The following is a 12,412-nucleotide window of genomic DNA, read 5'->3' as shown; positions in this document are numbered from 1 at the left end:
CCTGCGGGGAGCCTTTTTCATTCGGGAGCTATGGCCGGGTTTCCTCGCGCCGCAACAGTTCGCGCTTGCGTTCCACTCCCCAGCGGTAGCCCGACAGATCGCCATCGCGGCGCACGACGCGGTGGCAGGGAATGGCGACAGCCAGTGGGTTGGCTCCGCAGGCCCGCGCCACGGCCCGCGCAGCCTTGGGCGCACCGATCCGGGCGGCGATCTCGGCGTAGCTGGCGGTGGCGCCGGGCGGGATTCCGCGCAGCGCCTGCCAGACTCGCTGCTGGAAAGCGGTGCCACGCACGTCCAGGGGCAGCTCCAGCCCGATGGCGGGTGCTTCGACGAATCCCACTACCTGGGCCACCAGGCGCTCGAAGCTGGCGTCGCCGCCGATCAGTTCGGCCCTGGGGAACTGATCCTGCAGGTCCCGCACCAGCTGGTCCGGGTCGTCGCCCAGCAGGATGGCGCACAATCCCACCTGGCTCCGGGCGACCAGGATGGCTCCCAGCGTACACTGGCCGACCGCGAAGCGGATTGCCGTGCCGGCACCCCCGGCCCGGTAGTCCCGGGCGCGCATGCCGAGCAGCTGCCCGGCGGTTTCGTAGTAGCGGCTGCTGGAATTGAAACCGGCGTCGTAGATGGCGTCCGTGACCGATCCGCCGGCCGCATCCAGCGCCTCGCGCAGGCGGCGGGCACGAAATGCCGCGGCATAGGCTTTCGGGGTCAGGCCCGTCGCTGCCTTGAAGATGCGGTGGAAGTGATAGGGGCTCAGGCCCGCTTGTGCGGCCAGCTCGCCAAGCGACAGGGGCATGGCGGCCGATTCGATGGCGCGGCAGGCCCGTTCCACGATGGCGGCATGGCGGGTCCGAGCATCGGATCGGGGAATCTCGGGTCTTGGACCCTGCCGGCCCGCGTCATCGATGCCGGGTGCGTCGGGGGCGAGGAAAAAGGCGTTCATGGCGTCGTCCTGATGGATCTCGTTCCCTGCCAGATTAAAGGGGATGTCTGCCGCCGACACTCCGTTTCTTGCTGCAGTGGGGGCGGCGCCTGGCTGCTTGTGTCCTGAGCCGGCCCATCCAGCGCCGTCAGCCGGCCTTGCGGAAGGTAAGGTTGATGCGCCGGGCGCCCAGCAGCGGATGGGGCTGTCCGTCGAGCGGCATGATTCCATGGTAGCGCAGCCGGTCGGCGCCTCCCCAGACGGCCACATCCCCATGATGCAGCGGCACCCGCGCCGCCCTGCCGGAACGCGTGAGACCGCCAAACAGGAAGATGGCGCTCATGCCCAGCGAAACCGAGACGATGGGTGCGTCGAAATCGCGCTCGTTCCTGTCCTGGTGCAGGGACATCCGGGCCCCGGGCAGGTAGCGGTTGATCAGGCAGGCGTCAGGCTCGAAGCCCTCGAACCCGGCGGCGGCTGCGGCCTCGCGAGCCAGGCGGGAAAAAACCTCGGGCATCGGAGGCCAGGCCAGACCGGTCTCGGGATCGGTGGGGCTATAGCGATAGCCGCGTGGGTCGCTCGTCCAGCCGAGCTTGCCGCAACTGCTCAGGGCGGCCGACATGGTGTAGCCGCCCGGGGTCTTCATGTGGCGAAAGGGCGACGCGGCCTCGATGCCGGCCAGGGCCGGCAGCAATGCATCCATGCGGGGCAGGGCGAAGCCTCGCAGTACCCACGCGTCGGGTCCCAGGCGCGTGCGGCGCCCGGGATCCAGGTCGCCGAACAGATCGGGAGTCGTCATGGATCGATTTTGACACAGCCCGGGTCCGGGGCGGATCGCTGCCGGGACGGCCGGAGTGGCCTGCACTGCCGGATCCGCGGGGCGTGCGCGGCGGGAAAGCCTGCGAGGAGATCAGGCAGCCGAGGGCGCCGAAGGCGCGGCTTCCTCGCCGGTGCGATCGGATGTATCCGTGGTCTGAAGCCGGTTGCTGCTGGCGAATTCGCAAGCGAATTTCCAGGCCAGGGGCTCGAGCCGGCGCAGGCGGTGGTCGATCATCACGCAGGGCAGGCCGTCCAGGGTACGCGGCATGGCGTAGGGGGAATAGGACAGGGGGTTGGCGATGGAACCCGCCGGCCGGAACTGGGATAGGACTCCAGCCAGGCGTTCGGCCCAGTCGCTGGGCCGGAACCGCTGGCCCTCCAGGGTCTTGCCATGGATGATCAAATACTGGACAGGGTCGCTCATGTGGAGATTCCAAAAAGGGAACACGATCCTGGATAAAGGTCGTGCGTCGTCCCCTTCGCCGCGCATTGTATCCGATCGCGGGCCCCGAAGGTTTTGCACGCGTACGGGACGCACGGTAATATGGCCGTTTTACTCAGGGTGTGACATGTCTTCCGCCAATCCGACCGGGCCTTTGCGTCATTTTCTGCAGCTGCGTGATTTTTCCGAGGACGAGATTCTCTACGTCATCGACCGGGCGCGCCTCATCAAGGACAAGTTCAAGCGCTACCTGCCGCATCACACCCTGCACGACCGCAACCTGGCCATGGTGTTCGAAAAGGCCAGTACCCGCACCCGGGTGTCGTTCGAGGCCGGGATGTACCAGCTGGGGGGCTCGGTCATCTACCTGACCACAGAAGGCTCCCAGCTTGGTCGCGCCGAGCCCATCGAGGACACTGCCCGCGTGGTGTCGCGCATGGTCGACCTGGTGATGATCCGCACGTTCGAGCAGACCCGCATCGAACGTTTCGCCGCCCATTCGCGGGTGCCGGTCATCAACGGGCTGACCAACGAATACCACCCCTGCCAGATCCTGGCCGACATCCTGACCTTCATCGAGCATCGCGGTCCGATCCGGGGCAAGACGGTTGCCTGGATCGGCGATGCCAACAACATGTCCTATACCTGGCTGCAGGCGGCCGAATTGCTTGGATTCACGCTGCATGTGTCTGCGCCGGCCGGCTACCGCCTGGATCCGCTGCGCGTGGGCAGCCAGCCGCCGTCCGTCCTGCGCGAATTCGACGATCCCCTGGAAGCCTGCAGGGGTGCGGACCTGGTCACGACGGACGTCTGGACCAGCATGGGCTACGAAGACGAAAACGAGGCGCGGCGCCTGGCCTTTGCCGACTGGTGCGTGGATACCCGCATGATGGCGGCCGCCAATCCCGATGCGTTGTTCATGCATTGCCTGCCGGCGCACCGGGGCGAGGAAGTCACGGGCGAGGTCATCGACGGCCCGCAGAGCGTGGTCTGGGACGAGGCTGAAAACCGCCTGCATGTGCAAAAGGCGCTGATGGAATTCCTGTTGCTGGGCCGGCTGGATTCCTGACTGAATATCACCTGGGGCTCGTGCGCCGCGCCCCGCGGCGCCTTGCCCGGGGGCGGGCCCGGCTTCATAGGATCCGCCCCAAAGCAAAAAGGACGCCGAGGCGTCCTTTTTGATGGCGCAAGCCCCCGGGGCTTGGATCAGGCCAGGGCCTTGATCGCTGCCGACAGGCGGCTCTTGTGGCGGGCAGCCTTGTTCTTGTGGATGATCTGCTTGTCGGCCACGCGGTCGATGACGCTGCTGGCCTTGCGGAAGACTTCGTTGGCGGCGGCTTGATCGCCCGCTTCGATGGCCTGGCGCACACGCTTGATGGCGGTGCGCAGCATCGAACGCATGCTGGCGTTGTGTTTGTTGTGAGCGACGGCCTGGCGGGCGCGCTTGCGGGCTTGAGCGGAATTGGCCATAAAGGTTATCTGTATTCGGGGTTGCGTCAAAGACAGCGATTCTAGCCTATGCACGCCGGCGTGTAAAGTCTTTCGGGCGAAAACCGAATAAAAACAAGGCGCTGAAATAGGCTGCGACGGCTGCGGCCAGAACCCCCGTCAGCCAGGCGGCCCGAATGGCCGGTTGGGCGCCCAGTTCGATCCAGTCCAGGCGCAGGTCGGCCGCTATCAGGACGCCCGCCAGGGCAGCCAGGGCCGGCAGCAGGCGCAGGCAGAAAGCGGGCCAGCCGTCCAGGGGCTTGTACAGCCCCCTGCGGCGCAACAGGACCACCAGGGTCAGGGCGTTGACGCTGGCGCCCAGCCCGATGGACAGGGCAAGCCCGGCGTGGGCCAGCCAGGGCACCAGGACCAGGTTCAGCAACTGCGTGAACACCAGCACGGCGATGGCGATGCGCACCGGAGTGCGGATGTCCTGCTTGGCATAGAAGCCGGGGGCCAGGATCTTGATTGCCAGCAGGCCGAGCAGGCCGACCGCGTAAGCCATGACGGCCAGCCGGGTTTGCGCGACGTCGGTGGGGGAAAAGGCGCCATAGTTGAACAGGACGGCCACCAGCCCGTCCGACAGCAGCGCCATGCCCAGCGCGGCCGGCAGGCCCAGCAGCAGCACGAGGCGCAGCCCCCAGTCCAGCAGGGCGTTGTAGGCGGTATGGTCCTGGCGGGCGTGGGCAGCCGACAGGCTGGGCAGCAGCACAGTGCCCAGGGCCACGCCCAGCAGGGCGGTGGGGAACTCCATCAGCCTGTCGGCGAAGGACAGCCAGGTGACGCTGCCGGGCGCGAGCCAGGTGGCGATGTTGGTGTTGATCAGCAGGGATAGCTGGGCGACCGAAACGCCCAGGGTGGCGGGCAGCATCTGCCGCAGGATGCGGCGCACCGTCGGGTCACGCCATGCCGCCCGCAGGCCGTGACCCCAGCGTGGCAGCAGGCCCAGGCGCCCCAGCGCGAGCCATTGCACGGTCAGCTGCAGCGCGCCGCCGATCAGCACCCCGGCCGCCAGGGCATGGATGGGCTCGGCCATGCGGTCTGCCAGCAGCAGGCTGGCACCGATCATCGACAGGTTGAGCAGGACCGGGGTGAAGGCCGGAACGGCGAAGCGGCCGAAGGTGTTGAGCACCCCCGAGGCGAAGGCCACCAGCGACATGCAGATGATGTAGGGAAACATCATCCGGGTCATCCACACGGCTTCGCCGAATTCGTGCGCGCGCGCGGCGCTGCGCAGGCCGCTGGCCATGGCGGTGACAACCCAGGCGGCGCCGAGCATGCCGGCCGCCGTCACGCAGCACAGGACGATGAACAGCAGCAGGGCTACCCTGTCCAGCAGGCGGCGCAGGGATTCATGGTCGCCTTGCTGGCGGACTTCGCCCAGGATGGGAACGAAAGCCTGGGAAAAGGCGCCCTCGGCGAACAGGCGGCGCAGCAGGTTCGGGATGCGGAATGCGACCCAGAACGCGTCGGTGAGCGGACCGGCGCCGTACACCGATGCGATGAGCACATCGCGCAGCATGCCGGTGACGCGGGAGAACAGGGTCAGGCCGCTGATGGTGGCGGCCGAACGCAGAAGACTCATGTGACCGGCAGGCCGCGCGGCGTGGGGGCCAGCACGGGTCTCATATTATCTACTTGGGCGCCATGCGGATGGCGCCGTCCAGGCGGATGGTCTCGCCGTTGAGCATGTCGTTCTCGAAGATCGAGAGCACCAGCTTGGCGTAGTCATCTGGGCGGCCCAGGCGTGGGGGGAAGGGCACGCTGGCGGCCAGGGAATCCTGGACTTCCTGTGGCATGCCGAACACCATGGGGGTGCCGAAGATGCCGGGAGCGATCGTCATGCAGCGGATGCCCAGGCGCGACAGATCGCGCGCGATCGCCAGCGTCATGCCGACGATGCCGGCCTTGGATGCGGCGTAGGCGGACTGGCCGATCTGGCCGTCGTAGGCCGCGACCGAAGCCGTGTTGATGAGCACGCCGCGCTCGCCGGTGGCCTGGGGTTCGTTGGCCGACATGGCCTGAGCCGCCAGGCGGGCCATGTTGAAGGAGCCGACCAGGTTGATGTCGATCACGCGGCGGAACAGGGACAGCTCGTGCGGCCCGTTCTTGCCGACGATGCGTGCGGCCGGCGCGATGCCGGCGCAGTTGACCAGGCCGCGCAGCGTGCCCAGGGCCGTAGCGGCATCGACGGCCGCCTGGGCGTCGGTTTCGGCGGTGACATCGCAGTGGATGTAGGTCTGGCCGAGTTCGGCCGCCAGTGCCTGGCCAGCTTCGTCCTGAACGTCGGCCAGGACAACGCGGGCGCCTTGGGCTGTCAGGGCGCGTGCCGTGCCTGCACCCAGACCCGAGGCCCCGCCCGTGACGAGGATGACTTGGTTGCGGAGATCCATGGCGGTGTCCGGTGGCGTTCAGGCGGTGTGGTGCGCGCGCAGGATGTCGAGGATGCGGTCGCGGATCTCGTCGACCGAACCCACGCCCGAGATCTGGGCGTAGCGGGGCGCTTCGGCCGCACCGGTGGCCGCCCAGCTGGAGTAGTAATCCACCAGCGGGCGGGTCTGGTCGCGGTAGACCGACAGGCGGTGGCGGACGGTTTCCTCGCGGTCGTCGTCGCGCTGGATCAGGGGTTCGCCGGTCTCGTCGTCCAGGCCTTCGCGCTTGGGCGGGTTGAACTTGACGTGGTAGGTACGGCCGCTGGCCACGTGCACGCGCCGGCCGCTCATGCGTTCGATGATGTTTTCCTCCGGGACGGCGATCTCGATCACGTAATCGAGCGGCACATGGGCGTTCTTCAGTGCGTCGGCCTGGGGGATGGTGCGCGGGAAACCGTCGAACAGGTAGCCCGCCTGACAGTCGGGCTGCTGCAGGCGATCCTGCACCAGGCCGATGATGATGTCGTCGGAAACCAGGCCGCCGCTGTCCATGATCTTCTTGGCTTCCAGACCGAGCGGAGTCTGCGCCTTGACGGCTGCACGCAGCATGTCGCCGGTCGAAATCTGCGGGATGCCGAACGCTTCGGTGATGTAGGCAGCCTGGGTGCCCTTGCCCGCTCCCGGGGGGCCTAGCAGAATCAAACGCATGATTTCCTCCGATCAATCGCTATTTTTGAGTTTTCCCGATTATGCCGCAACGCAGCAAGTCCTGCAGGGATTCAGGCCGGCGGCGGCGATGCTCCGTCGTTGAACAGGGCGCGCACCCGGTCCAGGTCCTCGGGCGTGTCCACCCCGCGCGCCGGAACGGCGTCCGTGGCATGGATCACGATGGGGAAACCCTGTTCCAGGGCGCGCAGTTGTTCCAGAGACTCGACGCGTTCGAGCCGCCCGGGGGGCAGTTCCGGGAATTGCCGCAGGAAGCCCGCACGATAGGCATACAGGCCGATGTGCAGCCAGGCCGGCAATCCGGGAGCCAGGCGTTTTTGTCCGTCGGCCAGCGCGTCGCGGGCCCAGGGAATGGGCGCCCGGGAAAAATACAAAGCGCGGTCACGGGCGCCGCGCACGACCTTCACCGCGTTCGGGTCGAAGAGCGTCTCGGCGTCGAGGATCGGCGCCGCGCAGGTGGCGATGGCCGCATCGGCGTGCCGTGACAGCAGGTCCGCCACGGCATCGATCAGGGCAGGGTCGATCAGCGGTTCGTCGCCCTGGACGTTGACCACGATGGAATCGTCGTCCAGGCCCAGCGTTTCGACGACTTCGGACAGGCGGTCGGTGCCGGTGGGATGGTCCGGGCGGGTCATCAGGGCCTGAATGCCGTGTTCGGCCGCGGCGCGGGCGATGTCGGCGTGATCGGTGGCGATCAGGACCCGGGACGCCCCCGAAAGCGCGGCTTGCCGCGCGGTGCGCACCACCATCGGCAGGCCGCCCAGGTCGAGCAGCGGCTTGCCGGGCAGGCGGGTGGAGGCGGCGCGCGCCGGGACGATGACGATGAAGCTCATGCGGCCGGCGCCGCGTCCAGCGAGCGGGCCTCGGAAGGCAGCATGATGGGCACGCCGTCGCGGATGGGGTAGGCCAGGCGATCGGCGGCGCAGATCAGTTCCTGGCGTTCGCGGTCGTGGCGCAGCGTGTTCTTGCACACGGGGCAGACTAGGATCTGCAGCAGGCGTGTTTCCATGGGCGGGCAGGATACGGGAAAGGGTGGTGAAGCATAGAGTGTAATGCCTGCCGCCGTGCTTGTGCGGCCGGTTTCCATGCGCGGGAAGGGGTTTGCCGTGCGAGTGGCCGGATCGCCGCGCTCAGGGGCTGCCGGGCCGTTCGCGTTCATGGACGATGCCCCGCAGTGCCCGGTCCACATCGTCCAGCCAGCATGGGTCGGAAAAGGCCGGGGCCGCCCGTACCACCCACAGGCGGGGGTCGTGCGGGGCTGCGCATTTCACGGCGTCCTTGGGCGTGATCAGGATCGGGGCGGCGGGCAGGTTCCGCAGCGTGTCCGCGGGGATCGCCTGGTGGTCGGGAACCCGCACGGTGCGCGACAGGGTGATGCCGGCGGCGCGCAGCATGGCGAAGAAGCGCTCGGGGCGGCCGATGCCGGCTACAGCGGCACAGGGTGTCGAACCGTGCCCGGACTGCCAGGCGTCCCAGGGCTGCTCGCGGCCGCTGGCCAGCTGCGCGACGCTCTCCGGCTGCAGGCGCATGACCACGGCGCGGGGGGCGGGGTCCGTGCCGGGAAGGGAAGTGGCGGGGCCGGATGGCATGGGTTCGCCGGCCGCCAGGTGGGTGACGAGCCAGTCGGCCTTTGCCAACCGGCCGGGGGGCTCGCGCAGGGGGCCGGCCGGCAGCAGGCGGCCGTTGCCGATGCCGCGCCCGTCCTGGACGATGATTTCCAGGTCGCGGGCCAGGGCGGTGTGCTGCAGGCCGTCGTCGGCGATCAGCACATCCGTGTCGGGATGGGCCGACAGCAGGGCGGTGGCCGCCAGGACGCGTCGGGGATGGACCGCAACCGGCGCTCCTGTTGACGCGTGGATCAGTGCCGGTTCGTCGCCCAGGCGGTCGGCGGCGGCGCCGTCGTCGCTCAGGCGCGGCTTCGGGCCGACGTCGATTCCGTAGCCCCGGCTGATGATTCCGGGCCGCCAGCCCCGGGATCGCAAGGCCTGGCAGACGGCGATCGTGACGGGGGTCTTGCCGGTGCCACCGACCAGGATATTGCCGACCACCACCACCGGGACCGGTGCTTTCCAGGCCACACTTGCCTGGGCGCGCAGGCGGCGGGCCGCCACCAGGCCGTAGAGCCAGGACAGGGGCAGCAGCAGGGTGCTGAGGCCGCCACGGCGGCTCCAGGCCTTGAGCATGAGGTCTTCGAGCCTGCGGCTCATGTGGTTTCTTCGCCTCCCGAGCGGTCCGGCATCCTCACGGCCGGGCCTGGGTCAGGAAATGGACTTTGCCGATGTGCGCGAGACGGGCGGCTTCCAAGGCCCGGACCACGGCGGCGTGGGTGGCCTGGCCGTCGGCGTCGATGCGCAGGGCGATGTCCGGACGGCCGGAGACCGCCTGGCGCAGGCTTTCGGCCAGGGAGGCGTCGTCGGCCGCGTCCACGAAATGGCCATCCAGGGCGTACAGCCCGTCACGGCTGATGGCCAGTTCCAGGAAGGGCGAAGTATCCGGAGCCTGGGCCTGGGCCTGCGGCAGGGCGACCTGCAGCTGGCGGTGGCGGGTGAACGAAGTCGAGGCTGCCAGGAAGATCAGGATCACCAGCAGCACGTCGATCAACGGGATCAGGTTGATCTCGGGCTCGTCGTGGGCGCGATGATGATGGAAGTTCATGTGGCGGCGCGCCGGCTGATCAGGCGGTTCAGGGTCTCGGCCTCGCGTTCCATCGTGTGCAGGAAGTATTCGACACGCGAGCGGAAATAGCGGTGGAAGGCCAGCGCCGGGATGGCGATCAGGATGCCGAAACCGGTGTTGTACAGGGCGATTGAGATGCCGTGGGCCAGCTGGGCGGGGTCGCCACTGGCAGGATCGTAGGCGCCGAAGATTTCGATCATGCCGACCACGGTGCCGAACAGGCCCAGCAGCGGGGCGATCACTGAAATCGTCGCCAGGGCGGGCAGGTAGCGGTTCAGGCGCCAGGATACGTCGCGGCCGACGGCTTCGACGGCAGCGAGCCGCCAGGCATCGTCCTGGTGCCGGTGGGCGGCGATTTCGGCCAGGATGCGGCCCATGGGGCTGCCGCGTGCCAGGCGCAGGATGGCATCGGGTTCGTCCTGCTGGCGGCGCATGAGTTCGAGCACCTGCTCGGGCAGACCCGCGGGCATGACCAGGCGGGCGCGCAGCGCCAGGAATCGTTCTATGATGATCGCCAGGGTGATGACCGAGGTGGCGACCAGCAGCCAGATCGGCCAGCCGGCCGCGTGAATGATGTCCAGCACAGTCCTGATCCTTGAGATGCGGAGCCGGGAATCGGCGCAAATGCGTATTCTAAGGCCTGAACCTGAATCAGGGCGCGGCTTTCCCGCCGGTATCCACAGTTTCTGTGGATAATTCTGTGCACAACAGCCCGGATGCGCTCATTTCATGGCCCTTCGTACTAGATTGGTTATTTTTTGCACACTCGCGTGTCGGATTTAAGTTTGTTGATAATCAATGACTTGCAATGTTTTTTTGAAGTGAGTCATGATGAGACCCCCTGATAAGCCCGAAAATAGGCGGGTTTGACAAAGCAGCGCTTTCTGTGGATAGGTTTTGATGAGTTTTTCTGCCCCGAGAATCGCCGAGAACGGCCAGTCGGGCGGCGATGCGGTCCTGACCGTGTCGCAGCTCAATCGCCGGGTGGCGCAATTGCTGGAAGACGGCGTGCCGCGCCTGTGGGTGGCGGGCGAGGTTTCCAATTTCACCCGGGCCGCGTCCGGGCACTGGTACTTTTCCATCAAGGACGAAGCCGCAGCCGTGCGTGCAGTGATGTTCCGGGGCCGGGCGCAGGCGGTGGGTTTCATTCCGGAAGTCGGCGGCCGCTATGAGTTCCGCGTCCAGGTTTCGCTGTATGAGCCTCGGGGCGATTATCAGGTGCAGGTGGAATCCATGCGCCAGGCGGGGCGGGGCGATCTGCATGAGGCCTTCCTGCGCCTGCGCGACCGGCTCACCCAGGAAGGCCTCATCGACCCCGCGCGGCGGCGTCCGCTGCCCGTCCTGCCTAAGGCCGTGGGGGTCGTCACCTCGCTCTCGGCAGCCGCCCTGCGCGATGTGCTGTCGGTCATGGCCAGGCGGGCCCCGCATGTGCGGGTCGTGATCTATCCGGCCCAGGTTCAGGGGCGCGACGCCGCGCCGCAGTTGTGCGCCGCGCTGGACCGGGCCGCCGCGCGGGCCGAAGTGGATACGCTGCTGCTGGTGCGCGGCGGCGGCAGCCTGGAAGATCTGTGGAGCTTCAATGACGAAGCTCTGGCGCGCCGCATTGCTTCCTGCCCGATTCCGGTCATCAGCGGAGTGGGGCACGAGACGGATTTCACCATTGCCGATTTCGTGGCCGACCTGCGTGCGCCCACACCGACGGCTGCGGCCGAACTGTGCTGCGAGGAGCGCGGCCGGCTCGCGGGACGCCTGCAGGCTGCGTGCGATCTGTTCGCACGGGGCCAGCAGCGGCGCCTGGAGCACGTGGCCATCCGGCTGGACCGGGCTTGTGCCCAGCTGGTCTCTCCCGTCCAGCGCTTGCAGCTGCGGCGGCAGCGCCTGGAATTTGCCGCCCGGCTGCTGCAGGCCGGCCTGGACCGGCTGCTGCAGGAACGTCGCCGGCGTCCGGCGATGGCGATGGATCGGTTGACCATCGGCCTGGATGGCCTGCTGCAGCACTGCCATCGGCGGCTGGAAGCCCCCCTGGCTGCCCTGGGGGCGCTGGACCCTCATCGCGTGCTGGGACGCGGCTATGCGCTGGTCCGCCGGGCCGACGGGGCAATCGTCAAAAATGCGTTAGACTTGAAGATTCATGAGCCCATCGAGATCGAGTTCGGCCAGGGGCGTGCCCAGGCCGAAGTGACACGGACCGATGTGTTGCTCTAGGGACACCAGGGGCGTCTTGATCCGTTGCGCCGGGCTGCATTGCGGCCGGACGGCTCGGTTCCAGGGCGCGCCGGACGTGGTGCATGCAACATCTTTTTGAAGGAACTGTCATGGCTTTTACCCTGCCGCCGCTGCCTTACCCGATGGACGCTCTGGCGCCCCACATTTCCCAGGAAACCCTGGAATATCACTACGGCAAGCATCACCAGGCCTACGTGACGAACCTGAACAAGGCGATCGAGGGTACCGAGCTGGCTTCCCTGAGCCTGGAAGACGTGATCCGCAAATCGAGCGGCGGCGTGTTCAACAATGCCGCCCAGGTCTGGAACCACACCTTTTACTGGAACAGCCTGTCGCCCAAGGGCGGCGGCGAGCCTTCCGGCGCCCTGCGCCAGGCGATCGAGGCCAAGTGGGGCAGCGTCGATGCCTTCAAGGCCGCCTTCACCCAGTCCGCCGCCGGCAACTTCGGTTCGGGCTGGACCTGGCTCGTGAAGAAGGCCGATGGCAGCCTGGACATCGTCAACACCAGCAATGCCGGCACCATCGTCAACACGGCCGACAAGGCCCTGCTGACCTGTGATGTCTGGGAACACGCCTACTACATCGACTACCGCAATGCCCGTCCCAAGTACCTGGAAAACTTCTGGAACCTGGTGAACTGGGACTTCGCGGCGGCCAACCTGGCCTGATCCTGCACGGGGTGCCGCCTGTCGCGGCGCCTCGGCCCGGGCTCGGGAGCAGGTCCTTCCTGCCGAAACG

The 12,412-nt window shown here is 67.6% G+C and carries 15 protein-coding genes; 3 read left to right on the top strand and 12 right to left on the bottom strand.

Translation table 11 applies throughout. From position 1 onward, the window contains the following. Positions 1-28: 28 nt before the first annotated feature. From ada to ABD022_RS02325, 3 genes are all read right to left on the bottom strand, one after another. Positions 29-946 carry a bifunctional DNA-binding transcriptional regulator/O6-methylguanine-DNA methyltransferase Ada gene (gene ada / locus ABD022_RS02335; RefSeq protein WP_325124974.1) on the bottom strand — a complete coding sequence of 306 codons (918 nt, stop codon included), beginning with the start codon at positions 944-946 and terminating at the stop codon, positions 29-31. A gap of 127 nt (positions 947-1,073) precedes the next feature. Further along, a complete protein-coding gene (gene alkB / locus ABD022_RS02330; protein ID WP_325124972.1) occupies positions 1,074-1,724 on the bottom strand; it encodes a DNA oxidative demethylase AlkB in 651 nt (216 codons plus the stop codon). Positions 1,725-1,835: 111 nt separating this feature from the next. Beyond that, positions 1,836-2,168 (bottom strand): DUF3579 domain-containing protein, encoded by a 333-nt coding sequence (locus ABD022_RS02325; protein ID WP_343819831.1) that lies wholly within the window; start codon positions 2,166-2,168, stop codon positions 1,836-1,838. 145 nt (positions 2,169-2,313) lie between these two features. Here ABD022_RS02325 and argF point away from each other — a divergent pair, with 145 nt between their 5' ends. Further along, on the top strand, positions 2,314-3,255 hold the full coding sequence (argF, locus tag ABD022_RS02320) for an ornithine carbamoyltransferase (protein ID WP_325124968.1): 942 nt from the start codon (positions 2,314-2,316) through the stop codon (positions 3,253-3,255). A gap of 137 nt (positions 3,256-3,392) precedes the next feature. On the opposite strand, the gene rpsT is transcribed toward argF, so the two are convergent. The 9 genes from rpsT to ABD022_RS02275 all read right to left on the bottom strand — a co-directional run bounded on the left by rpsT (position 3,393) and on the right by ABD022_RS02275 (position 10,032). Continuing rightward, a complete protein-coding gene (rpsT, locus tag ABD022_RS02315) occupies positions 3,393-3,656 on the bottom strand; it encodes a 30S ribosomal protein S20 (protein WP_043683041.1) in 264 nt (87 codons plus the stop codon). Positions 3,657-3,702: 46 nt separating this feature from the next. Beyond that, positions 3,703-5,259 carry a murein biosynthesis integral membrane protein MurJ gene (gene murJ / locus ABD022_RS02310; protein WP_343819828.1) on the bottom strand — a complete coding sequence of 519 codons (1,557 nt, stop codon included), beginning with the start codon at positions 5,257-5,259 and terminating at the stop codon, positions 3,703-3,705. Between the two features lie 49 nt (positions 5,260-5,308). Further along, positions 5,309-6,067, bottom strand: a complete 759-nt coding sequence (locus tag ABD022_RS02305) for a 3-hydroxyacyl-CoA dehydrogenase (protein WP_325124962.1) — start codon at positions 6,065-6,067, stop codon at positions 5,309-5,311. Positions 6,068-6,085: 18 nt separating this feature from the next. Beyond that, positions 6,086-6,754, bottom strand: a complete 669-nt coding sequence (gene adk, locus ABD022_RS02300; protein WP_325124960.1) for an adenylate kinase — start codon at positions 6,752-6,754, stop codon at positions 6,086-6,088. A 71-nt stretch (positions 6,755-6,825) separates the two neighbouring features. Next, a complete protein-coding gene (kdsB, locus tag ABD022_RS02295; RefSeq protein WP_325124958.1) occupies positions 6,826-7,605 on the bottom strand; it encodes a 3-deoxy-manno-octulosonate cytidylyltransferase in 780 nt (259 codons plus the stop codon). After that, positions 7,602-7,781: a Trm112 family protein gene (locus ABD022_RS02290; RefSeq protein WP_325124956.1), complete on the bottom strand. Its 180-nt coding sequence runs from the start codon at positions 7,779-7,781 to the stop codon at positions 7,602-7,604. The genes kdsB and ABD022_RS02290 overlap by 4 nt, the downstream gene beginning before the upstream one ends. A 121-nt stretch (positions 7,782-7,902) precedes the next feature. After that, positions 7,903-8,979 carry a tetraacyldisaccharide 4'-kinase gene (lpxK, locus tag ABD022_RS02285; protein ID WP_325124954.1) on the bottom strand — a complete coding sequence of 359 codons (1,077 nt, stop codon included), beginning with the start codon at positions 8,977-8,979 and terminating at the stop codon, positions 7,903-7,905. Between the two features lie 34 nt (positions 8,980-9,013). Continuing rightward, positions 9,014-9,427, bottom strand: a complete 414-nt coding sequence (locus ABD022_RS02280) for an ExbD/TolR family protein (RefSeq protein ID WP_325124953.1) — start codon at positions 9,425-9,427, stop codon at positions 9,014-9,016. After that, positions 9,424-10,032, bottom strand: a complete 609-nt coding sequence (locus ABD022_RS02275; protein WP_325124951.1) for a MotA/TolQ/ExbB proton channel family protein — start codon at positions 10,030-10,032, stop codon at positions 9,424-9,426. The genes ABD022_RS02280 and ABD022_RS02275 overlap by 4 nt, the downstream gene beginning before the upstream one ends. Positions 10,033-10,348: 316 nt before the next feature. Between ABD022_RS02275 and xseA the strand changes: the two genes are divergently transcribed. Together xseA and sodB are read left to right on the top strand one after the other, a co-directional pair. Then, positions 10,349-11,653, top strand: coding sequence for an exodeoxyribonuclease VII large subunit (gene xseA / locus ABD022_RS02270; RefSeq protein WP_343819826.1), 1,305 nt, complete (start codon positions 10,349-10,351; stop codon positions 11,651-11,653). A gap of 110 nt (positions 11,654-11,763) precedes the next feature. After that, positions 11,764-12,342 carry a superoxide dismutase [Fe] gene (gene sodB / locus ABD022_RS02265; RefSeq protein WP_325124947.1) on the top strand — a complete coding sequence of 193 codons (579 nt, stop codon included), beginning with the start codon at positions 11,764-11,766 and terminating at the stop codon, positions 12,340-12,342. Positions 12,343-12,412 lie beyond the last annotated feature (70 nt).

This window comes from Castellaniella daejeonensis (genome assembly GCF_039523555.1).
In the GTDB taxonomy this organism is placed as follows: domain Bacteria; phylum Pseudomonadota; class Gammaproteobacteria; order Burkholderiales; family Burkholderiaceae_B; genus Castellaniella; species Castellaniella daejeonensis.
This window is presented reverse-complemented; position numbering and strand designations above follow the sequence as displayed.